Source organism: Coxiella-like endosymbiont, assembly GCF_024730665.1.
Lineage (GTDB): Bacteria > Pseudomonadota > Gammaproteobacteria > Coxiellales > Coxiellaceae > Coxiella.
On the sequence record NZ_CP084737.1, the window covers coordinates 188,570 to 211,980 of the forward strand.

Here is a 23,411-nt window from a genome sequence, read left to right on the forward strand (position 1 = left end):
TCATTATTCAGATTAAAGAAAAGTGGAGCCAATGGTGGTAAAAGAGCATTGGGAATTTCAGTGTTATGCCCGTTAAAAACAATCATTTTGATTATATTTACACCTACTGTCTACTGTACACCCACGCTATGGACACCAATTAAATGAATTAAATAATTAAATTATTAAAGTGGTTTTTTAGAAGCTCTTCATGATCGATGAGAAAATGAAAGTAGATCATCGACAGGTATCTCCATAGCACATAACTATGATGGCGGAGGGCATTCACTTTAGGTTTAATGGTCTTACTTGTTAGCGTGAAAAATTTTGAGAGTCAAAGAAAGAAAGTGATATACCTAAACAAGTAGATTAGGCGTAAGAGTTTTGACAACGCACTACTACGCCCTGACGACTCTGATGAAATTACTTGAATTTATGTGAAATTATTTAGTTCATACATTTGTGAATATATCGATAGAGGAATATTCGCAATTGGAAGTTACTGAAAAATATTTCAGACTGATGAGAAGATTATATCACCATATCGGAGAGGCTTTAGCCCCACACACCGTAATTGACTAATAAGCTCGTTCAATCACATCAGCAATGGTGAAATCGTTTAAGGAGTTTTAATGTTGCAATATGCTTTGTTCCCTCCCACCATTGCATTTCCCCATAATTATTCAGTGCCGGGAAGAGAAAAATTGATGTCGATAGTGTCGATTAGTAAATGATTCCCGTATGACACTCAATTTGCTTGGGTAGAGAGTGTTAGTTCTCTTTTTTTGCGGAGGAGGATTATCTGCTTGTCGTGACGCACGGAATTTCCCAAAAAGTTTTGTCTTCATAAATAGAGCTAAAATCACTGGGTGAATTTCAAATTCGAACCCAGCCTATTGTTAATTATTTAATTAAAAGAGCGAATGAATTTGTAAGGCAAGCTATCGCTGCTGCAGCCAAATTGAAAAGATCTTTGTGAGATCAGCTTTTCAGATCGTTTATAATTTTTGGAGATTCTTTTATATATTTTTGAAAAGTCGCAAGAAAGACGAAAAAATACCCTATTTAAAAGTCTAAAGATAGTAAAGTTTTTTGATACTTTTATGAAATAAAATATCTGATCTAAAATAATTGTTGCTTATTTTCACGAATTGTATCAGAACATCCTGTAAGTAAATATTAATTCGGAATCAACCGCATTGGTTCTAACCAAGTCATCATAGAAATCCTGTTGCTAATGACTTAATGTCCTACGGAATGAAGGGAAAGAAAAGAAAAAGCGTCAACTATACTGTGATTAAATACCCTAATAATTAACTGCGTATAGCCCTGTAATAAATCCTCTGATATTTGTGCGGACCTTGATTTCTTTATCGGGGTGAGAGGATTTGAACCTCTAGCCACTACCTCCCGAAGGCAGTGCTCTACCAAGTTGAGCTACACCCCGATTTCATAAAAATCGTTAAGTCACTTTCATATTAGAAAACTACTGAGCAAAAAGAAGTTTACTGAATGGTTGCGGGTATCGCAATTAATAACGTCGGTATATCACAAAGTTTGTTAAAGCTTCCAAAGCATCCCTATAAATGGAAAGAGGAAGCACTTGCAAATAGGTTCGTGCTTTTTCTGCCTCTTTAATTGCACATTGTTTCGTATATTTTCGAGCTTTCGTTTCATCAATGATTTGCATGATGGTTTTGAAATCGTCCAGACCACCTTTTCTAATTGCTTTCCGAATGAGCTTTGCTTGTGCTGGCTTGGTTTTTTGTTTGGCATAAATCAACGGTAGCGTGGCTTTCCCTTCTGCTAAGTCGTCTCCGACGTTTTTATCTAGTTCAGAGGCATCTTCACTATAGTCTAGGAGATCGTCAATAATTTGATAAGCAAGGCCGAGATGTAAACCAAACGCGGCCATAGCTTTTCGTAAAGGTTCCTCTTTTGTTCCGATAATAGCTCCAATTTCGGTGCCTGCCGAAAATAATTGCGCTGTTTTTCGGCGAATAACCTCATAATAAGTAGTTTCATCAATATCGGGATCATTCTGGTTCATTAATTGCCATACCTCCCCTTCGGCGATCTGATTAGTGGTATTAACTAAAACCTTCATGACTGGAATATTGTTACGTCTTGCTAGAATTTGAAATGCGCGAGAATATAAAAAATCTCCTACAAGCACACTCGCTTGATTACCCCAAATAGCATTTGCCGTTTTTTCGCCGCGGCGTAAATCGGATTTATCGATGACGTCATCATGAAGCAGGGTAGCAGTGTGAATAAATTCAACGATCGCGGCGAGTTCCTGGTGTTCGACACCTTTTCTGTAACCACAGGCATGGGCTGTCAGGAGAACCACTAATGGGCGTAATCGTTTCCCGCCACTTTGCACAATATGGTGAGTGATGATTTGAACTAGGGGGATATGTGAGGAAAGCTCGCTTAAAATAAGCGCATCTACCGCCTGAAAGTCATTTTCCACTGGCTGGCTGAGGTTTTCAACAGTGGGGAACATTGAGAAGACAGTTTCAGTTGTTTTCATAACTTACCCATGCTATGGAGAGGTTGTAGGAACTGTTAAGTATCACGTTTCCACTTGTCATATATCGAAAGATTTCGTAGAATATGCGCTATTGTGTTGTTCGTAAAGGTTTGCTATGTATGCGATCATTAAAACTGGTGGGAAACAATACCGTGTTACCGAAGGGCAGATTCTAAGGATAGAAAAATTGGTAGATGACGTTGGTCAGTCCGTGAAATTTAACAATGTATTGATGGTGTCTGCCAATGATGGGTTGCATTTTGGCTCTCCCTACATACAAAATACAAATGTAACGGCTCAAATAGTCAATCATGGGCGAGGCTCTAAAGTCGATATTATTAAATTCAAGCGGCGCAAGCACCATCTTAAACGACTAGGACATCGTCAGGATTTTACAGAAATTAAAATTATAAACATTGTATTGAATAAAAAGAAATAAGAGGGGAGGATGGTACATGGCTCACAAGAAAGCCGGTGGTAGTACTCGAAACGGTCGTGATTCAAATCCTAAAATGTTAGGTGTTAAGCGTTTTGGTGGTGAGCATGTGCTTGCTGGGAATATCATTGTGCGACAACGGGGCACTCATTATCATCCAGGTGACAACATCGGTATAGGAGGTGATCATACTTTATATGCCTTGATTGAAGGTAAAGTGAAATTTACTCGAAAAGGGCCAAAAGGACGTAATTTTGTTTCTATTGAGTCAATTGGGGACGATGCTCCTCAGTCTCCATAACTTTTATCATTTTATCTTATCTTCTAAATCTTATCTTGGTTTCTAAATTGTCTGGAAGGGGGCGGGTCGTCAGTTTATTTATGAGAAGTTAAGAATATTATGAAATTTGTTGACGAAGCATCTGTGTGTGTAGAAGGAGGTAATGGTGGCCATGGTTGTCTTAGTTTTCGTCGTGAAAAATTTATTCCTCGTGGAGGGCCGGATGGGGGTGATGGGGGTGATGGGGGTGATATTTACTTCATAGCTAATAAATCAGTGAACACTTTAGTCGAATTCCGTTATCAGCATTTGTTACGAGCTCAAAATGGTCAACCTGGCATGGGCCGCCTTCGTAGCGGGAAAAAAGGTGAAGACTTATTGGTCCCTGTACCTGTAGGTACCATGGTGTATGATAAAGAAACTGATGAGTTGATTGGAGATTTAGTTAAAGACAGAGATAAACTTTGTGTAGCTCGTGGTGGCCGACGTGGATTAGGTAACGCTCATTTCAAAAGTAGTACCAATCGAGCACCACGGAAAACTACAGCCGGCGAAGAAGGGGAACGGCGCGAACTGAAACTGGAATTAAAGCTTTTAGCTAACGTCGGATTGCTAGGATTACCAAATGCTGGTAAATCTACCTTCATCACTGTGGTTTCAAAAGCGACTCCCAAAATCGCGGATTATCCTTTTACTACTCTTTATCCTCATTTGGGTGTGGTGTGTATCGAAAAGTTCCAGAGTTTTGTTATTGCGGATATTCCTGGTTTGATAGAGGGATCTAGAAAAGGAGTTGGATTGGGGATCCAATTTTTAAAGCATTTAGAACGAACTCAGTTACTTTTATATATTATCGATATTGCCCCTTTAGATGGTTCAAATCCCGCAGGAGCTATCAAAGCGATCGTAGATGAACTTAAACAATTCAGTCGAAATTTATTAGAAAAACCTGGATGGTTGGTCTTCAATAAAATTGATTTAGTACTCCAGAATGAGGTAAGCGCACGCTGCCAGGGAATAGTGAGTCAATCAGGATGGTCAGGGCCTGTATATCAGATTTCAGCGATTAGGAAGGAGGGAACAGAGCAGCTTTGCTATGACTTAACGAGGTTCTTAGAAGAAATTCGATGTCAGAATTAAGACCACAATCTACCTAGTAATTCTTACATAGAACAACACGAGAAATAATTAAGTCAAACTTTTTAATTTTTGGTTCAATCGACTCTTTAATCGAGCTGCCTTATTGAGATGAATTGTGCGTCGAGCTGCCGCTTTATCTAAAATGCGTATTGCCTTTTGAAAAGCAATTTGCGCTGCCTGACGATCATTCGTCTGAAGGCTTTTTAGTGTCTTTTTTATGACAGTGCGAACGGCCGAACGCTGACTTGCATTATGCAGTTCGCGTTTTTTGCGTTGTCGCGTGCGTTTTCTTGCTTGCGGCGAGTTTGCCACTGGCTTCTCGAATTTTCTAATAAGGTAAGCCAGTATGCCATTTTTTGGGATGTTTGTCAAATAGAATAAGGCTACGGTATCCTAGCTCTCCCTGGATTAATGTATAAGTTAATGAATATAAGAGAGATCATGAGCCGAAAATTATTTAGATCCACACTGATTGTATCGAGCATGACTTTCATATCTCGCCTTCTCGGTTTTGTCCGAGATGTGGTATTAGCAATTGTCTTTGGCGCCGGACCTGCTTTCGATGCTTTCGTCGTTGCCTTTAAGATTCCTAATTTTATGCGCCGGTTGTTTGGTGAAGGCGCTTTTTCTCAGGCATTTGTTCCCGTATTATCTGAATATCGCTCTACTCGAACAACAGAAGAAGTATGCGAGTTTATTAATTGCATTGCTGGAATCTTAGGGGCCTCCTTGTTGGTGGTTGTAGCACTCGCCGAAATTATCGCGCCGGTAATTATCATGGTCTTTGCGCCGGGATTTGTAAACGATCCTGTTCGCTCAACCTACGCCACCCATATGTTACGCATTACATCTCCTTACTTATTATTAATCGCCCTAACAGCTTTCGCTGGCGCTACCTTAAACACTTTTGGTCGTTTTGCAGTGCCAGCTCTTACGCCGGTGTTGTTAAATATAGTCATGATTGCAGTAGCGTGGTTTTTGGCGCCTTATTCATCCACACCTATTTATGTATTAGCATATGGCGTATTAATAGGTGGTGTATTACAACTAATGATTCAATTCCCTTTTATGTATCGTTTAGGAGTTTTACCGATGCCTCAATGGCATTGGCGCGATCCTGGCACGCTTCGGGTATTAAAGCTAATAGTGCCAGCATTATTTGGTGTTTCAGTTGCTCAAATTAGTTTATTAACTGACAATATTTTCGCTTCATTTTTACCAGCAGGTAGCATATCGTGGTTATATTATTCCGATCGACTGACTTATTTACCTTTGGGTGTTATCGGCGTTGCATTAGCAACGGTCGTCCTACCAAATTTATCGCGCCAACATAGTATAAAATCTCTTGAGGCTTATTCAGCCACATTAGACTGGGCTTTAAAAATGACGATGTTGATTGGTGTGCCAGCTGCAGTTGCTTTATTTATTTTGGCAGGTCCTTTGCTAGCGACATTAATTTATCATGGTGCATTTACAACAAGTGATGTTGTCATGACACGCAAAAGCTTATGTGCATTTTCAGTGGGTCTCCCGGGATTTATGTTAGTTAAAATTTTAGCGTCAGCCTTTTATTCCCGACAAAATATCAAAACACCAGTTAAAATCGCAGCAGTAATGGTAGGGGTTAATCTTATTTTAAATGTGTTGCTAATTCATCCATTGGCGCACGTAGGGCTTGCTTTAGCTACTTCATTGGTATCGTCATTTAATGCAGCTTTATTATTATATTTTTTGTTACGACATTCGATTTATGTGCCAGCAGTTCATTGGAAAAAATTAATTTTCCAATTAATATGCGCCAATGTTGCAATGTTCTTTGTAATTTCGTGTTTTTTAGGAGAAATAAGTCGCTGGTTAGCCTGGTCGATTGGCGAGCGGGTATGGCATCTGACGGTCGTTATTTTATTAGGATTTATTACTTATCTAGTGGTATTAGGCATTTCAGGACTTCGCCTTCGCGATCTTCGGCCGCCTGTTAAAATTGATTGATATTATGGAATTAATACGTGGAAAACATAACTTAGCGGATCGTTTGCGTAGTTGTGTAGCAACGTTAGGTAATTTTGATGGTTTGCATTTAGGGCATCAAGCGCTGCTAGAAAAACTTAAACAACTTGGACAACAATTGAATCTTCCTACTGTCGTCATTATCTTCGAACCACAACCTAAAGAATTTTTTGCAAATCAGAAAGCAGGTGCACGCTTAATGCTCTTTCGTGAAAAATGGTATGCCTTAGCTAAATGGAAAATTGATTATGTACTGTGTTTGCGATTTAATCGAGCGTTAGCAGATTTAACCCCAGATGATTTTGTGAAACAAATTTTGATTGATCAGTTATATGTGAAGGCAGTTATTGTTGGAGACGATTGTCGTTTCGGAGCTAAGCATACAGGTGGTTACCCGGCATTAAAACGATTGGGAGCGCAATACCATTTTACAGCCATTGAAATGTCGCCTTTGCTTTATAAGGGTGAACGTATAAGTAGCACTTGGGTGCGAACAGCCCTACAAGCCGGAAATATATCATTAGCGCAGGCTCTATTAGGGGGCCTTATCAATTATGCGGTAAGGTCATTCTAGGAGAAAAACGAGGTTTTGAATTAGGATTTCCAACGGCGAATATCAATTTGCATCGAGATATTTTGCCGTTTTCAGGTGTTTTTATAGTTCGTGCTTACTTAAATAATAAAAGCTACCCAGGTACAGCAAGCTTAGGCGTCCGCCCCACTTTTGAAGGAACGCATCCGTTATTGGAAGTCTATTTATTTGATTTTTCTCAAAACATTTATGATCGATATTTGAAAGTGGAATTTCTACATAAACTGCGGCCGGAAGAACGCTTTGAAACAATAGACGCTTTGATAGAACAAATGCGCCAGGATGTCCTTAAGGCAAAAGAATATTTTCAAAAAATGGGTGATTGACTGTCCATCGATAGACTGACGAAGAGAATGGACTTACTTCTTCACTAAAATGGCGTATTATAGCTTCATCTGCATGACTCAATTATTGTTGAAGTCAGTTTGGAAATTCTTAAAAAATTACCACGACAGAATAGACTCAGGCGAATACGATGGAAATTAACACGGATAACTTCTGTGTTTATATCAAGCGGCATAGATTCCGTAGAATGTACCCGTTGAAACTCGCCACTTAATTTTTAAGAAAGGAATGAATTAAATGTGTATGGAGATGTTTTAAGAGTGTGTATGCAAGTAAATCAGAATTTAGGTATTCGCGTTACGAATCAAGTCTGGGTTTGATTATCTTAGCAAGTCACCTTTTAAATCAGTCCATTTCTAGGAATAAAACGGTTAAAAGGTTTCAGTAATTAATTTATTGAGTAGCTTGATAAATTTTTGTAGGCAAGGATACACAGAGCTTTCTGAGCCTACTATTCTTCCCTTGTTTAAGGCTACTTATTTTATAGAAGGGTATGTAATGACTAATTACAAAAATACACTCAATCTTCCTCGAACTGATTTTCCGATGCGAGCGAATTTACCTGAGCGAGAACTATTGATGCTATCACGATGGAAACAATCAAATCTTTATCAACAAATCCGAGAGAAGCGAAAAGGTAAGCCGAAATTTATTTTGCATGATGGTCCACCTTATGCCAACGGGTATCCACATTTAGGTACAGCACTCAATAAAACTCTCAAAGACATGGTGATTAAATCAAAAACATTATCGGGTTTTGATGCACTCTTTATTCCTGGATGGGATTGTCATGGATTACCGATTGAGCTTAATGTTGAGAAAAACTTAGGCAAGATGGAACAAGTTCTTTCGGGAAATGATTTTCGTCAGGCCTGTCGTGACTATGCCTCCTCTCAAATTGAATTGCAAAAAGAAAATTTTCAGCGACTAGGAGTGATTGGAGATTGGAAAAACTCTTATCTCACTATGAATTTTCTTTACGAAGCGAATACGGTTCGCGCGCTTAGAAAAATTGTTGCAAAAGGATATTTATTTCGGGGACAAAAGCCTGTGCATTGGTGTACTGCTTGCGGATCGGCGTTGGCTGAAGCGGAGGTAGAATATCGTGATAAAGCCTCTCCTGCAGTGGACGTCGCTTTTGAAGCGGTGGAGGCTGAGAAAGTACGAGCACTTTTTAGCGTTAAAAATGTAAAAACTAGTAGAGTATTAATGCCAATCTGGACAACAACGCCATGGACTTTACTTGCTAATGAAGCGGTAAGTGTTCACCCTGATTTGTATTACACTTTAATTAAATGCGAATTGCGGGATCAACCGACTTATTTAATCTTGGCAAAAGAATTAATCGATAGCGTTATGAGACGTTATAATATTGATAATTATAAAGTGCATGACAATTTAAAAGGAAAATCACTAGAAGGCATTCAATTATACCACCCTTTTCTTGCTCGTACCGTGCCAGTCGTTTTAGGTGAACACGTAACAACTCACACGGGAACAGGTAACGTGCATACAGCGCCTGCGCATGGTTTAGAAGATTATCTTGTAGCTGAAAAATACCATTTGCCTATGAATAATACTGTCGACGCACGTGGACATTTTATTGAAGGAACGTTAGCTGTTGCGGGTCAATTGGTATTTAAAGCCAATGAACCAATTATGATTATGCTGGCTGACAGCGGTCATTTGCTTCATTCAGAAATAATCCGACATAGTTATCCTTATTGTTGGCGACACAAAATGCCAACAATTTTCAGAGCTACTCCGCAATGGTTTATTAGTATGGATAAAAAAGGACTGTGTAAAATGGCATTGAATGCCATTAAAAATTCAAAATGGATTCCAGCGTGGAGGGACGGCCACATTAGTAAAATGATTGCTGACCGACCAGATTGGTGTATTTCACGACAGCGATTATGGGGAATTCCTATTCCTCTATTTATACATAAAAGTTCTGGAGAATTACATCCTGATACGCTAGAGTTAATGGAAAGAGTCGCACAGCTGATTGAAAAAAATAGCGTCGATGCATGGTTTGATATGGATCCTAAAGCGCTATTGGGTAAAGAGGCCGATTATTATGACAAAGTAACCGACGTTTTAGATGTTTGGTTTGACTCCGGTGTGACGCACTTCTGTGTATTGGAAGAGCACTCTGAATTGCACGTGCCAGCAGATCTTTATTTAGAGGGATCTGATCAACATCGTGGCTGGTTTCAATCATCTTTATTAACATCACTTGCTATTCGCGACGAAGCGCCTTATAAAGCAGTATTAACGCACGGTTATGTAGTTGACGGCCAGGGTCGGAAAATGTCGAAATCGATTGGTAACGTTATTTTACCAGCAGAAATCGTAAAAAATATGGGGGCAGATGTATTGCGTTTATGGGTAGCCTCCATGGATTATACAGTAGAAATTAACGTCTCCACGGAAATTTTAAAACGTACTTCAGATGCTTATCGGCGAATTCGCAACACCGCACGGTTTTTTTGTCCAACCTATATGATTTTGATGTGAAGCAACATAAAGTTGCGGCGACACAGCTGATTGCTTTGGATCGATGGGCAATCGTTGTTACAAAACAATTACAGGAGAAAATTATAGTAGCATATGAACATTATAGTTTCCCTATTATCTATCAAGAGATTCATAATTTTTGTACGGTGGAAATGGGGAGTTTTTATTTAGATATCATCAAAGATAGGCTTTATACTGGCAAACCAAACGGCCTACCTCGTCGTTCAGCGCAAACAGCACTGTATTATATTGCAGAAGCTTTTGTACGATGGGTAGCTCCTGTTCTCAGTTTTACGGCAGATGAAGTTTGGCAATTTATGCCAGGCGATCGAGAAGCTTCGGTATTTTTGACGCATTGGTTTTCTGATTTTCCAGCAGTGACGTTATCTCAGGAAGAGGGCCAGCAATGGCAATTGCTTTTACAAGTGCGCGACGAAGTGAATAAAGCGCTAGAGACGGCTCGCGGTGAAGAGAAAATTCGATCGGCATTGATGGCTGAAGTATTAGTATATGCAAATGAAAAAATTTATTCGGTGATTGCAAAATTAGGAGAAGAATTGCGTTTTATTTTAATGACTTCAGAAGTGAAAGTGTTTCCGATGGAAGAAAAGAGTAGGGCAGCTTTTGAGACTAATCTTCCGGGTTTAGAATTGGAAATAAAGGTGGCTCAATCTGAAAAATGTGCCCGATGCTGGCAACGTCGACCATGTGTAGGATATATCGGAGAGCATGCAGACTTATGTGAGCGCTGCGTGAGTAACGCGTTCGGCGATGGGGAAGTACGACACTTTGCCTAAGTGAATTAAGATAATGAAAAAGAAAAAAGCTTCACCGTGGTTGTATCTGAGTGCGTTAATGACTGTTTTCGATCAAGTCACAAAATACGGGATCGTTCACCATTGGGCGATAGGTAAACCTATTAAAATTCTTCCTTTTTTAAACTTTACATTAAATTATAACACCGGTGCTGCATTCAGTTTTTTAGGAGCCGAAGGCGGTTGGCAAATCTATTTTTTCGCAGTATTTTCTTTAACTGTAGTCGTTTTGCTTATTTCTTGGCTAAGTCGAACGCGTCGTTCGGATTATGTAATGGCTATTGGACTTTCTTTAGTGATCGGTGGTGCGTTAGGTAATTTCATCGATCGTGTTTTTTTAGGATATGTCGTCGATTTTATCGATTTTCATATTAAAGACTGGCATTACGCCACCTTCAATTTTGCCGATAGTGTTATTTGTATAGGTGCGTCTTTATTGATGATTTGCATTGTGTTCATGCGAGAATTCCAATAAATTACAAATAGCCTTCTCATCGCTGACTTTTATGACTTGTGGTGCGGCGTCCCTTGCAAAGTCATGCAAGGATATTGTTGTCGCAAGTTGAGGAAGAAGTCTGTATGAGGTAATTTTATTCGCTCAGATGAGCAGTTCAACCGATTAGGTTATAAAAACTCTAATCGGTTGTTATATTTTCCATAGAGTTAACCATTGATATTTCTCTAGAAATAGTTATCATTTCGTCTTATGCATCTGAGCCTAATAGGGGTCGTTAGCTCAGCTGGTAGAGCAGCGGACTTTTAATCCGTTGGTCGACAGTTCGAATCTGTCACGGCCCACTCCAGATATATTACATTGGCGGTCTTCATCATTCACTTTTCTCCTTTTAGGCACTGTAGAATAGATACTGGACATCTATACAGAGTATAGATTATAAATGCGCGGATGTTTTTTGTTCATCATAATGGAACAACAGATTATCTGTGCGTGAAAAATATTGGGAGTTATTTATCTAGAAAATATGATATGAGATATGGTGTATGTGGACTGGTTATTAAAACTACCTCGATCAAGGCGAGGTGCTAATGATTTTGCCCCTGAGAAAATAAGGTAAATCCCCATTGTCCTATGCGTATTTTGGTCATATTGATAGCATTATCATGGAAGTATAGAGCTAAACAACAGGAGGGAAATTCCGATCTATAAGCACGGCATTACTTATTTTAAATCAAAATACTTTTTACTTTTCAGTAATTTTTGCAGCAAGTATTATTAACAGTCACTCATTTTTAAAAAATGATCCCCATAATTTTTTTGGCTCTTTGAAAGTGGCAAAAAGCCATTAGATTGCATATTAGATAATTTTGAAAAATGACCATTTTGAGACAGTAATTCTTGTTGCGACCCGTCTTCAATAATTTTTCCTTTATCAAAAACTAAAATGCGATCAACGTTTGCTAATGTTGAGAGCCGATGGGCAATGATAATAGTTGTCTTTCCTTCCATTAATTTTAAAAGACTATCATGAATTAATTGCTCAGTAATCGTATCCAGTGATGAAGTTGCTTCATCGAGTAATAATATCGGCGCATTTTTTAGCATCGCTCGTGCAATAGCAATGCGTTGACGTTGACCGCCTGATAGTTTAATACCCCGCTCTCCTACTAACGTATTATAACCTTCTTCTAACATCATAATAAAGTCGTGACAGTGGGCTCGTTTAGCCGCTTGAATAATTTCCTCATCACTAGCTTCTAATTTTCCATAACGAATATTCTCCATTAAACTGCGGTGAAACAAACTAGGATCTTGCGGAATCATGGAAATTTGTTCACGTAGAGAATCTTGAGTAACTTCGGCAATATTTTGATGATCGATTAAGATTCTTCCACTTTGGATATCGTAAAACCGTAATAACAAATTTAAAAAGGTAGACTTTCCAGAACCAGAAAAGCCTACAAGACCCACTTTTTGCCCAGTAGGTATAGAAACACTTAATTTTTTAAATATCCATTGATTTTGGCAATAAGTAAAATCTACGTTATTAAATAAAATTTCACCTCGACTAAGCATGAGCGGTTTGGCGTTGGGCTTGTCTGTAATTTCGTGCTGATGTTTAAGTAAACCTATGGCATTACTAATTGTCCCTGATTCTCGAATAAATACTGTTAGCTGATAACTAACGTACCAAACCCATCCCAAAAGCCAAAAAGACTGCATAGAAATTTGTGTGAAATCACCCAATGTTATCCACTCTTTACTCCAACTATATAAAAGAGTAAAAAGCATCCCAAAAACAAGAAATAATCCGCTACCTCCCATTCCCATACGTATGTATTCAACTAACCACATGGCTTCCTGCGACTTCATAATTTCTTCTTTCTGAAAATGCTTAAGATACTGTGATTCAAAACGACCACGAGAAAATAAACGAACATTCATAATATTCATCAATATATCAACCATTTTTCCGCTTAACACCGCCGACGCATCTGAATGTTTTTCCCAACGTTTATTTCCGAAATGAACGAGAAATGATGTCAGACCTAGGTGAAAAATCAACCAAATAAAAATAATCCATGCAAATAGAGGTTTGGTATACCACATCATACCTAATACAATGAACGCTCCCACAGCTGTTGTGATAAACGTAAAGCAAATAATTTCTGTAATGGTCTGGCAGCTTATCGGCAGATCAGCCAATTTTTTTGCAATATTACCAGCAAAATTGCTGGCAAAATAATGGTGTGAATGTAATTTCACATAATTAAAGGTAGCTTCTCGAATATTAGCGCGAAATTGAGGAAAAGTATAAATCGAGACGATTCCTTGCATTCGTAATAAAAATTCATTGAGCAGCCAAAATGCAATAAGTAACATTGAAAAAAACCAGACAGCTCTGAAAATTCCAGCTGGAGCGCCTTGATAATTCTGTACAATATTAATGATACGTTTTAAGAAATAAGGATAAATTGTATCATGAACACTCCAAAAAATAGCTGTTAAAATAAGAAAACTAAACTTTGCTCTCTGTTTTAATAAAAAATGTAGAATGAATTTAAAATTTTTTTTGGAATAACCATCATCAAACAGCCGACTAGTAATTTTGTAAATCACTAAACATATATTCTTGATGGACTAACGTTTTTAATTTAAACAACGAGATTTCAAATAGAGAGGATCGTTCGTCTAAGAACGAAACTTGGAAATATTTTTTATTAGTCATCAAAGAACCAAATTTTGGACATTCTGGATATTGAAGAAGTAAAGAAAACAAAACGGATTCACCAACAACAGAGCTTCTTTCTCTATCAGGACAGCTTAATCCATGCACATTTTGGTATATCATAGTAATATGTATTGATTAACACTTTTTTGATAAAACAAAATTATCTATTAGTCGGACATTGCCCACACGGACGGCTGCAAAACGTCTATTATCACAATCTTCAATATATTCGACACCGATTCCTCTTCGTAGAAGAGCTTCTTTGATTTCATCACATGAAGCATGAGAATGAAAATTCTCAGAGAAATATTTCGCCAATTGATATTCTTCTGGTGTCAACCGACGATTTCGTGAACTCAATGGCAAGCCAAATTCGTTACGAATTGTTTCACAAGCAACGATTTTAGTATTTAAGAAGAATGCTTCTACTAAACCTTTTACTAATTGTAATTGTTGATAATCTTTTTCCCCAAAATAAGCGTTTGTGGGCTTGATCAGTATCAGTAATTTCATTACGATTGTTAGCACACCATCAAAATGGCCAGGTCGAAAGGCAGCTTCTTGGGAATTATTCATCGCATTAATTATTTTATAGGCATAATGATCTGGATAAAGCGCTTCGTAGGTAGGCATGAAAACATAATCGACACCATAATTATTTGCCATAGTAATATCGTGCTCTATCCTGCGTGGATAATTTTTAAAATCATTGCTGTCATTAAATTGAGTGGGATTAACGAATAGACTTAATATGGTTACTGCATTTTCCTGTTTTGATCGCTGTAACAAACTTGCATGCCCGATATGTAAATCGCCCATGGTCGGTACAAAACCAATAGACCCTTCTAAAGTCTTTCTAACAGTCTGCCATTTAACAAGAGAATCTATTACTTTTATCATTTTTTAATCAATAACAATGGGTTTCAATATGGGGATAAACGGTCATTTTTACTTCATTATCAAACAAGTCTAGGGCATTCTTTATGATATCAAATCCATTTAAAAATTTCTTAAGATATTTTGGTTTAAATTGATTATTTATCCCTAGAAGATCATGTAATACAAGCACTTGTCCTGATGTGTGAGGTCCTGCTCCGATTCCAATGGTGGGGATGCTAATTGTGTCAGTAATTATTTTAGCTAATTCACTGGGAACACATTCCAGTACGATGGCAAAGCAGCCTACCTCGGATAATGCTTCAGCGTCCTTTTTTAGTTTTTCAGCAACATCATTATTTTTTCCTTGTACTTTAAATCCACCGAGCGCATGAATAGATTGAGGTGTCAACCCTATGTGCCCCATGACGGGAATTCCAGATTCCACAACATGACGAATTAATTTTGCATTCCCATCGGCGCCTTCTAATTTAATTGCCTGGGCACCAGCTTGCATGATTTTTTCAACAGCGTTCATGCTTGCCGTTAAATCTTTCCTATAGGAACAAAAAGGCATGTCGCCAACAATAAATTTATTAGAAGCCCCTCTTGCTACCGCCTGCACATGCCGCGACATCATCCCTACTGTAGCTGGCAAGGTGTTTTGGTAGCCATACATCACCATCGCCAAACTATCACCGACTAATATACAATCAATATGACTCTGAGAAATAATGTAAGCAGACCAATAATCATAACAGGTTACCATACTAATTTTTTCATTATTTTCTTTCATCAATTGAAAATTGGAAATATTCATTGTTTTCTCTTCAAAAAATTAAGTAAAGGATTGCAGCGAACAGAGTAGCTCGAGTCAGCAAGAATGAGGACGAAGTGACGTGGTTGTAGCATAAATTAAGTCTCTCCTAAAAATGGAAAACTAGAATAACTTCAAAAAGGGCATCAATCAAGATCTGTCATTACCATGCAAGCAGTTTGAAAGGAAAGAATGACTAATTAGTCCTGAATTCTAGTTCTCTGACTTGATAGGAGACGAGAATTCAGGGAGAAAATGATTCATGTTAACGTCTTAGATTCCCACTTTCACGGAATGATGACTGGATAATAAAAAATCGTCAGTAAGTGTTACTTACATAAATTGGTGAGAATGCAAATTCACGCTAGAATAAAAGTGAGGGGATTATATGAAGATCTCAGGTGAATGCGATCTGATCGATTCCCCCTGTATTGGTATTTGCAGTTCTACTGCATTGGGGGATGAAATTTGTATCGGCTGTGGACGAACCTTTGAGGAGGTTTGTCAGTGGAACACGCTGTCTGATGAAGAAAAGATAGCGATTAATCGACGATTACAAAAAGAAAAGAAATAATGTCGCGCATGAGCGATTACGTATCGTGATGGTGCCAGATATACAAAATTGTGCAAAATTATGTTAGAAGTCAATTTAAACGAAAAACTCAGTGAGTTAATAGCTCGATCTGACGCCTTGCAGGATATCTTTGACCTTGGATCTAAAAAAATACGCCTTTTAGAAATCCAGCATGCATTGGAAGACCCAACTGTTTGGAAAAATATTGAGAAAGCCCGATTACTCAATCAGGAACGATCTACTCTTGCAACACTCATTCAACGATGTGATGGTGTGCGGCATGCGATTAATGATGTAATTAAGATGGTCGATTTCATCAAACAGGAAAAAGACACTGGTTTTCTTAAAGAATTGCGTGGCGAGATAGACCGTCTTGAAAATCTCATTATTGAAATGGAATTTCGGCGTATGTTTCATGGGGAAATGGATATACGTAATGCTTATCTTGATATTCAGGCGGGATCAGGGGGTACAGAAGCGCAGGATTGGGCTGAAATGTTGTTGCGAATGTATTTGCGTTGGGGAGATAAACATAAACTTACAGCAATATTACTTGAATCTTCTGCGGGTGGAGTAGCAGGAATTAAAAGCGCCACGATTAAGTTTGAAGGCGATTATGCTTATGGATGGTTGCGCACGGAAACGGGCGTCCATCGCCTTGTACGAAAATCTCCTTTTGATTCTAGCAATCGTCGGCATACTTCATTTGCTTCTGTATTTGTATCCCCTGAGGTTAGCGATGATATTGCTGTCGAAATCAATCCGTTAGACCTACGAATTGATACTTATCGAGCTAGTGGCGCAGGTGGTCAACATGTTAACCGAACCGATTCCGCTGTTCGTATTACACACATACCAACAGGTATTGTGGTTCAATGTCAAAATGATCGTTCTCAGCACAAAAACAAAGCCCAATCTATAAAGCAGCTTAAGGCCAAACTGTATGAGCTCGAAATAATGAAACAACACGAGAAACAAGCGATTCTTGAAGCCTCAAAATCGGATATTACGTGGGGCAGTCAAATTCGGTCGTATGTGTTAGATGCTGCTCGTGTGAAGGATTTGCGGACTGGCGTTCAGACGAGTAATACGCAATCAGTACTGGACGGGGATATTGATTTATTTATTGAGGCCTATTTAAAGCAAGAAAAAGTGTAATTATGTCGCAACTCATTATGTTAAATGAAAGTAAAATTGGGTGGAAATTTTATGCACGCAGGTTGTCCCAGTAGCCAGAAGGAACGGCAAGCAAAGGCTGTCAGCTTTACCTTAATGTAAAAAAATCTTCTTTACTTGAGGCAAAGAAAAGTTAAGTATTCTCATTAAGATTGTATCAACTTCGAAGGAGATTCAGTCATTGCTAGTCTTTGGCCTAACAGCCTTACTGCGCTACCACATACAAAAAGCTGCGATTGAATTCAGGGCGCTATCTGATTTGCTTCATTGAATTTTCTGGTTGAAAGTCTAAAAAGAAAAAAATCCTACAAGTGATAGAGGAACGATTTTTAGGTAAACATAAGAGCACTAAAATAGGATGCAGAGCCGAGAATAATTTAACCATTTGTTCCGAAAAATGATCTAAAAGCAGTTCTAAAGCTTATCATTTTTACGCGGAAATGATAGTCCAGTGAAGGAGTAAGAAGCTAGTTTCTAATTCCTAGATTCCCACCACGGAGATAATAGGTCTTAGACTAAATAGTTCGGTTGCATTATATGGGTGAGAATACCTGTTTACAAGCCGGTGATGGTCTCGAATAACAACTTTTTAAGCTTAGTTATGATACACTTTCTTGGTGGTAATTAAGATGGCACTAAAAGATAAAGATCATCAAAAAGAAAATGAACAAATTACTCAGCGCAAGATAAAACTTGCCAAAATGCGAGAAAATGGGCAGGCCTATCCTAATGATTTTAAGCGAGATAATTTAGCTGCTGACCTCCATGCTGCCTATGAGCAATATGAGAGAGAAACATTAACTACCAAGATCGTTCATGTAAAAATGGCAGGACGCATAATGACACGCCGTCTTATGGGGAAAGCAAGCTTTACGCATATCCAGGATATGAGCGGTCGCATGCAAGTTTATGTCGCGCATAATAATCTGCCAGACGGAATTTATTCATTGTTTAAAACTTGGGATCTCGGCGATATTGTTGGTGTTGAAGGTATTCTTTTCAAAACAAAAACCGGGGAATTATCTGTTAAAGCAGAACAAATTCGCTTGCTGACAAAATCCTTGCGTCCGATGTCAGAAAAATTTCACGGTCTTCATGATCAGGAACAACGCTTCCGTCAACGTTACCTAGATTTAATTGTTAACGAATCTTCACGTCAAATTTTCTTGATTCGCTCGCAACTCATTGCCCAAATCCGTCATTTTCTTGATAACTGCGGATTTATTGAAGTTGAAACCCCCATGATGCAACCATTGCCAGGCGGTGCGGCAGCACGTCCCTTTGAAACGCATCATAACGCTATGAATATGGATTTATTTCTGCGTATTGCTCCTGAACTATATTTAAAGCGTCTAGTTATAGGTGGCTTTGAGAAGGTATATGAGATTAATCGTAACTTTCGTAACGAAGGAATTTCAACTCACCATAATCCGGAATTTACGATGCTTGAGTTCTATCAAGCCTATACTACTTATTATGATTTAATGATGCTGACCGAGGAGATGATTCGCCATTTGGCTGAAAAAATTTTCGGCACGTTGCAGTTAATTTATCAAAAAGTTAAAATTGACTTAAGTAAACCTTTCCGGCGTTTATCTTTGCGCGATGCTATTTTGCAATCTTGTCCTATGATAAAAGCAGATCAAATTGATAATTTCGATAAAGCACGTGCTTTAGCCAATCAATATGGAATTGCAACACCTATACATTATGGATTAGGTAAGATTCAAACGAAATTGTTTGAAAAACTGGTTGAAGAAAAATTGCAGCAACCGGTTTTTATTACGCATTTCCCTAAGGAAGTTTCCCCCTATCACGTACTAATGAAGAAAATGAGTTTGTTACGGATCGTTTTGAATTTTATGTAGGGGGTCGTGAAATTGCGAATGGATTTTCTGAATTAAATGACCCTAGAGATCAGGCAGCCCGTTTTCGTGAACAATTAAAAGCACGTGATGCAGGTGATTTAGAAGCAATGAGTTTCGATGAAGATTACATTACGGCGCTTGAATACGGGCTCCCTCCCACAGCAGGAGAAGGTATTGGCATTGATCGTTTAGTTATGCTATTTACTGACAAAGTATCCATTCGTGATGTGATTTTATTTCCGTTATTGCGATCGAAGTGAAGTAAGATTTGTTATTGTCCCATCTCATCGCTCTTAGCAGCAGCCGTACAGTTTAAACAACCAGTCAATCCTGCAGGACTATGCTAAGAGTACAGGAGAAATTAAATGATATTCCTTCTTGGCATAGGATCAATGAGTAATAAGCTACAGACGAGGAAAGTAGTCATGCCGTAGGGTAAGGAGCTTTTTCCAGATTTTTCAAGTGAAAGTGATTTAAAATAATTTCCTTTTCAAGGGAATGGTCTTGAAGTACAGCTAGTAATTCATATTCAGCGTTCTCATTTTGAGCTGATTCCACCACAATCCCAACAGGTTGGTCATTTTGATTTTTTAGTTCCTCGCCTGGTTCTGGTTTCTTGTTGCCAATTACATGCGCGCGATAAAGATGACGTTTTAATTTGCCAAGATATTCGCTTCGTGCAATAATTTCTTGTCCGGTGTAACAACCTTTATTGAAGGTTACACCGCCCCATTTTTGTAAGTTAATCATTTGAGGGATTAGTACATCGCTAGTTTTAGGATAAATCCAAACCCAGCCCGATTTGATATTTGCCAAGCGCCAGGTATTTTCGTCCATTTCTTTTAGAACTATTTCTGACCCACAGTATTCCACTGCCCTTGTATTATCAGCATTATCAGTAGATGTTAATTCCACTTTTGAAAAAACGGCGTATTTTTTTAAATGAGTAATAGTAGGTTCAATCATAGATTTTGGTAAAAGAAAATAATAATTTTCGTTTCGTTGTAAGATGAAAAAGTTTGCCATCATTCGACCTTTGTGATTACAGCAAGCGCTGAATAAACAACGCGTTTCGTTGATTTCACGCATGTCACAGGTTAATTGTCCTTGAAGGAAGGCAAAGGCATTTTTGCCTGTGATGGCGATGAGACCAAAACAATAAACTGGAATAAAAGCGGAAGATAATGGCATGACGATAGTCTACCGGATTGTAGGTAGATTGTCATCTTATTGTAACTATGGAGATTTCTTGCTTTTTAATTCAAAATCATTAATCATCGTTCTAGGTTGTCAATGATCCTTTTGGCTTCGCTCGTTATATCTATTGCTGCTTTTTGTATGTTAGAGTGTTTCATTTAGGGATCCCTTCCAATTTTCTTGCTATTTTAGGACGTCTTAATATAGGAGTGCCGCTTTTTAAGAAATAGTTTTTGTCTAAGAATTTTATTATGGTAGTGCGGTAACAGAGTGGAAACGATTAGTTATGAGTGGTTTTATTGGGCGTATTTAGTGTTAACACATAGGTGGGTTGACGAAATTCGATGACTGAAGTATAGGGTGGTTGTTTCTACCAAGAAACCTTTTTATAAAAAATTAGGAAATTTAATTTATATCAATGGGGCTTTTCTTCGCGTTTGATGTGTTTCTTCTATCGTCATGATGTTCTTTTTGTATTACGGGCTCATCCATATATACATGAGCCTATCTCATCCATATATACATGAGCCTATTCTATATTCTAAGTGGTCTGAAATCTCTTTTTTAGTCCAGTTGTGTACACGGTTGACAAATTTCTTCATGCTGTAAAAGCCAGCGTTTAATTCCCAGAAGCGAGCCCTTAGTGATACTCCTATATCCCCCTAAATCGTTTGCAGCAACGAGGCGGTGGCATGGAATAATAATAGGAATGGGGTTTTTCCGACAGGCATTGCCAATGGGTTGGGCTTTCGTATTTAGCCATTTGGCTAATTCTGCATAGCTTTGCGTAGTGCCAACTGGGATTTTTTGCAAGGCATCTAATACAGATTGTTGAAAAGGTGTGACATCCAGCGTCAGTGGAAGATCAAACGGAAATTTAGGATCTGCAAAATAACATAATAGCTGTTCCACTGTTTCTTTAGCCACTATCGTTTTAGGTTTGATTATAAGCTCACTATCGTGTAGATAATCAATGCCGAGTAAAAATCGGTCTGGCGCGTGAACACCAATTTTCCCAACCGGCGTTGCAACAGTGGCTTGATAGATAATATCGTCTGACATACAGCAATTAAATTTTTTCTTTAATTTTCGCCTTACGGCCTTCCAGATTACGCAAATAATAAAGTTTAGCACGGCGCACATCACCATGGCGCTTTACATCAACGGAAGCAATTAAGGGACTATAAAGTTGGAAAACCCGTTCTATACCTTCCCCATGCGACACTTTACGAACTGTAAAAGATGAATTTAAACCACGGTTACGTTTAGCAATAACTAATCCTTCAAAAGCCTGAAGACGCTCACGGTTCCCTTCTTTCACTTTCACTTGTACGATCACTGTGTCACCGACACGAAAATTCTGAATTTTTCTATCCTGAATTTGCTCTGCCTCAAGTGCCTGGATAATCTTATTCATGATAATTCCTCAATAAATTCGTCAAGCAACCGCTGCTCATCTTCAGTTAAGGAACGTCTTTGTAGCAGATCTTTGCGCCTTTGCCAAGTCCTTCCAAGAGATTGTTTAAGCCGCCATCTGGCAATAGCAGCATGATTGCCGCTTAAGAGGACCTCAGGGACTGAGCAGCCTGCGATTTTTTCTGGTCTGGTATAATGTGGGAAATCTAGGAAACCTGAAGTGAACGAGTCTTGAGAAGCGGAATCTTCATGACCCAAGGTGCCATGAAGAAGTCGGGTTATTGCATCAATGAAGACCATAGCGGGAAGTTCGCCACCACTGACAATATAGTCACCGATCGACCATTCTTCATCTATTTCAGCTTCAATTATACGCTCATCAATGCCTTCGTAGCGCCCAGCTATGAGCACAAATCGGCTACTGCGAGCTTTTTCTAAGATAACGGATTGCGTTAAGGGTTTTCCTTGAGGACTTAAGTAAATTACTTCTGTGGTTTGTCCTAATGCCAATTTCGCGGCCGTCAAGGCTGCCTGAAGCGGTTCAAATTTCATAACCATCCCTGGGCCACCGCCATAAGGTCGATCATCCACGGTACGACGTGGATCAGAGGTATAATCTCTTGGGTTCCAAAAGAAAGCTTCAGTAAGCGGTATTCCAGGGCGCGACCAACCACACCGTACTTTAGAAACTTAAACATTTCAGGAAAAAGGGTAATGAGGCCAATTTGCATATTAAAAATCTGCCCCCCAATCAACTATAATACTATTTTCTTCCACGTTAACAGATTTAATTACTTTTGAGATGTAAGGAATTGCCCGTTCATGGTATCTATCTTTCACGATTAGGACATCGTTTGCAGTTGTCTCAATCAGCGAGGTAACAGTTCCGAAATTAAGGCCATCGATAGAAATAACGCGCAAACCAATTAAATCAAACCAATAATACTCACCCTCTTTTAAAGAGGGCAGAGCCCCACGTTCAATCGCAATAAAACCGTTTGTATAATATTTTACGGTTTCAGGATCTTCTATCCCTTCTAGTTTTACAATCAAAAATGGACCGCATATTTTTCCACTCTGTATGGTAACTATTTGTGATGCGTCGCGGCGCTGGACCTGCCAGATTTTATAATCTAGCAAGTTTTCAATAGGATCGGTAAAAGAAACAACTTTTATCCAGCCACGGACACCATGAGGCTTAGTAAAGCGTCCCATAATGACTTTGTTGGGCATAAAAGCGCGTATCTCTCTAGCCACAAGGCACTTCTTCCACCTTTGCCTTTTCGATATTAGCTGCTTTATCTTGTACTTTTTGAGCCTCTGTAGACTGGCACTCAGACTGAAGATACCTGAGCTTACCTTTCCCTAAGATATTTTTTTAGCTTTTTCAGAGGATTTTTCGAGCTTTTTAATCAAATGTTGTACACGCAAAGTAGCTTGCGCTCCTTGGCTGAGCCAATAGACCATGCGCTCTTTTTCCACTTGTAGTATGACATTACAGCCCTTAGCCACAGGATTGTAACAACCTATGCGTTCAATAAACCGACCATCGCGCGGCCGGCGACAATCGGCTACCACAATCTGATAGAATGGATTTTTTTCTGCCTCTGCGGGCAAGACGAATAACTACCATGTAGCTACCTGCATTC

The 23,411-nt window shown here is 38.7% G+C and carries 18 protein-coding genes, 2 tRNA genes and 4 pseudogenes; 12 read left to right on the forward strand and 12 right to left on the reverse strand.

The window, feature by feature from the left end; genetic code table 11:
• Positions 1 to 1,352: 1,352 nt before the first annotated feature.
• Both LG660_RS00795 and LG660_RS00800 read right to left on the reverse strand, forming a co-directional pair.
• Positions 1,353 to 1,426: transfer RNA gene (locus tag LG660_RS00795), tRNA-Pro, on the reverse strand.
• Between the two features lie 84 nt (positions 1,427 to 1,510).
• A complete protein-coding gene (locus LG660_RS00800) occupies positions 1,511 to 2,488 on the reverse strand; it encodes a polyprenyl synthetase family protein (protein WP_258267761.1) in 978 nt (325 codons plus the stop codon).
• Positions 2,489 to 2,630: 142 nt separating this feature from the next.
• Between LG660_RS00800 and rplU the strand changes: the two genes are divergently transcribed.
• From rplU to cgtA, 3 genes are all read left to right on the forward strand, one after another.
• Positions 2,631 to 2,954, forward strand: coding sequence for a 50S ribosomal protein L21 (gene rplU / locus LG660_RS00805; protein ID WP_258267504.1), 324 nt, complete (start codon positions 2,631 to 2,633; stop codon positions 2,952 to 2,954).
• Positions 2,955 to 2,970: 16 nt separating this feature from the next.
• Positions 2,971 to 3,252 carry a 50S ribosomal protein L27 gene (gene rpmA / locus LG660_RS00810; protein ID WP_258267505.1) on the forward strand — a complete coding sequence of 94 codons (282 nt, stop codon included), beginning with the start codon at positions 2,971 to 2,973 and terminating at the stop codon, positions 3,250 to 3,252.
• Positions 3,253 to 3,351: 99 nt separating this feature from the next.
• On the forward strand, positions 3,352 to 4,371 hold the full coding sequence (cgtA, locus tag LG660_RS00815; RefSeq protein ID WP_258267506.1) for an Obg family GTPase CgtA: 1,020 nt from the start codon (positions 3,352 to 3,354) through the stop codon (positions 4,369 to 4,371).
• 48 nt (positions 4,372 to 4,419) lie between these two features.
• Here the strand turns inward: cgtA and rpsT are convergent, their stop codons facing one another.
• Positions 4,420 to 4,683 carry a 30S ribosomal protein S20 gene (gene rpsT, locus LG660_RS00820; RefSeq protein WP_258267507.1) on the reverse strand — a complete coding sequence of 88 codons (264 nt, stop codon included), beginning with the start codon at positions 4,681 to 4,683 and terminating at the stop codon, positions 4,420 to 4,422.
• Between the two features lie 129 nt (positions 4,684 to 4,812).
• On the opposite strand from rpsT, the gene murJ reads away from it, so the two are divergent.
• The 6 genes and pseudogenes from murJ to LG660_RS00850 all read left to right on the forward strand — a co-directional run bounded on the left by murJ (position 4,813) and on the right by LG660_RS00850 (position 11,448).
• Complete coding sequence (murJ, locus tag LG660_RS00825; protein WP_258267508.1) at positions 4,813 to 6,360, forward strand: murein biosynthesis integral membrane protein MurJ; 1,548 nt, start codon at positions 4,813 to 4,815, stop codon at positions 6,358 to 6,360.
• Positions 6,353 to 6,952: an adenylyltransferase/cytidyltransferase family protein gene (locus LG660_RS00830; protein WP_258267509.1), complete on the forward strand. Its 600-nt coding sequence runs from the start codon at positions 6,353 to 6,355 to the stop codon at positions 6,950 to 6,952. The genes murJ and LG660_RS00830 overlap by 8 nt, the downstream gene beginning before the upstream one ends.
• Positions 6,862 to 7,296: a riboflavin kinase gene (locus LG660_RS00835; RefSeq protein WP_258267510.1), complete on the forward strand. Its 435-nt coding sequence runs from the start codon at positions 6,862 to 6,864 to the stop codon at positions 7,294 to 7,296. The genes LG660_RS00830 and LG660_RS00835 overlap by 91 nt, the downstream gene beginning before the upstream one ends.
• A 517-nt stretch (positions 7,297 to 7,813) precedes the next feature.
• Positions 7,814 to 10,632: pseudogene (gene ileS / locus LG660_RS00840) on the forward strand (isoleucine--tRNA ligase).
• 13 nt (positions 10,633 to 10,645) lie between these two features.
• Positions 10,646 to 11,125, forward strand: a complete 480-nt coding sequence (lspA, locus tag LG660_RS00845; RefSeq protein ID WP_258267511.1) for a signal peptidase II — start codon at positions 10,646 to 10,648, stop codon at positions 11,123 to 11,125.
• Between the two features lie 250 nt (positions 11,126 to 11,375).
• Positions 11,376 to 11,448, forward strand: a tRNA-Lys gene (locus LG660_RS00850).
• 433 nt (positions 11,449 to 11,881) lie between these two features.
• Here the strand turns inward: LG660_RS00850 and LG660_RS00855 are convergent.
• From LG660_RS00855 to panB, 3 genes are all read right to left on the reverse strand, one after another.
• On the reverse strand, positions 11,882 to 13,726 hold the full coding sequence (locus LG660_RS00855; protein ID WP_258267512.1) for an ABC transporter ATP-binding protein: 1,845 nt from the start codon (positions 13,724 to 13,726) through the stop codon (positions 11,882 to 11,884).
• Positions 13,727 to 13,973: 247 nt separating this feature from the next.
• Positions 13,974 to 14,738, reverse strand: coding sequence for a pantoate--beta-alanine ligase (panC, locus tag LG660_RS00860; protein WP_258267513.1), 765 nt, complete (start codon positions 14,736 to 14,738; stop codon positions 13,974 to 13,976).
• Between the two features lie 7 nt (positions 14,739 to 14,745).
• Positions 14,746 to 15,534: a 3-methyl-2-oxobutanoate hydroxymethyltransferase gene (gene panB / locus LG660_RS00865; RefSeq protein WP_258267514.1), complete on the reverse strand. Its 789-nt coding sequence runs from the start codon at positions 15,532 to 15,534 to the stop codon at positions 14,746 to 14,748.
• Between the two features lie 385 nt (positions 15,535 to 15,919).
• Between panB and LG660_RS00870 the strand changes: the two genes are divergently transcribed.
• From LG660_RS00870 to lysS, 3 genes and pseudogenes are all read left to right on the forward strand, one after another.
• Positions 15,920 to 16,105: a DUF1289 domain-containing protein gene (locus LG660_RS00870; RefSeq protein WP_258267515.1), complete on the forward strand. Its 186-nt coding sequence runs from the start codon at positions 15,920 to 15,922 to the stop codon at positions 16,103 to 16,105.
• A gap of 60 nt (positions 16,106 to 16,165) precedes the next feature.
• On the forward strand, positions 16,166 to 17,263 hold the full coding sequence (gene prfB, locus LG660_RS00875) for a peptide chain release factor 2 (RefSeq protein ID WP_258267516.1): 1,098 nt from the start codon (positions 16,166 to 16,168) through the stop codon (positions 17,261 to 17,263).
• A 647-nt stretch (positions 17,264 to 17,910) separates the two neighbouring features.
• A pseudogene (gene lysS, locus LG660_RS00880) lies at positions 17,911 to 19,409 on the forward strand (lysine--tRNA ligase).
• A 163-nt stretch (positions 19,410 to 19,572) separates the two neighbouring features.
• Here the strand turns inward: lysS and ygfZ are convergent.
• From ygfZ to rpsP, 6 genes and pseudogenes are all read right to left on the reverse strand, one after another.
• Positions 19,573 to 20,340 carry a CAF17-like 4Fe-4S cluster assembly/insertion protein YgfZ gene (gene ygfZ / locus LG660_RS00885; RefSeq protein ID WP_258267517.1) on the reverse strand — a complete coding sequence of 256 codons (768 nt, stop codon included), beginning with the start codon at positions 20,338 to 20,340 and terminating at the stop codon, positions 19,573 to 19,575.
• 570 nt (positions 20,341 to 20,910) lie between these two features.
• Positions 20,911 to 21,408 carry a methylated-DNA--[protein]-cysteine S-methyltransferase gene (locus LG660_RS00890; protein WP_258267518.1) on the reverse strand — a complete coding sequence of 166 codons (498 nt, stop codon included), beginning with the start codon at positions 21,406 to 21,408 and terminating at the stop codon, positions 20,911 to 20,913.
• A gap of 7 nt (positions 21,409 to 21,415) precedes the next feature.
• On the reverse strand, positions 21,416 to 21,763 hold the full coding sequence (gene rplS / locus LG660_RS00895; RefSeq protein WP_258267519.1) for a 50S ribosomal protein L19: 348 nt from the start codon (positions 21,761 to 21,763) through the stop codon (positions 21,416 to 21,418).
• Positions 21,760 to 22,493 (reverse strand): annotated as a pseudogene (trmD, locus tag LG660_RS00900) (tRNA (guanosine(37)-N1)-methyltransferase TrmD). Before trmD ends, rplS begins: the two are co-directional and overlap by 4 nt.
• A 1-nt stretch (position 22,494) precedes the next feature.
• Positions 22,495 to 22,995 (reverse strand): ribosome maturation factor RimM, encoded by a 501-nt coding sequence (gene rimM, locus LG660_RS00905; protein WP_309137061.1) that lies wholly within the window; start codon positions 22,993 to 22,995, stop codon positions 22,495 to 22,497.
• 132 nt (positions 22,996 to 23,127) lie between these two features.
• Positions 23,128 to 23,395 (reverse strand): annotated as a pseudogene (gene rpsP / locus LG660_RS00910) (30S ribosomal protein S16).
• Positions 23,396 to 23,411: the final 16 nt, after the last annotated feature.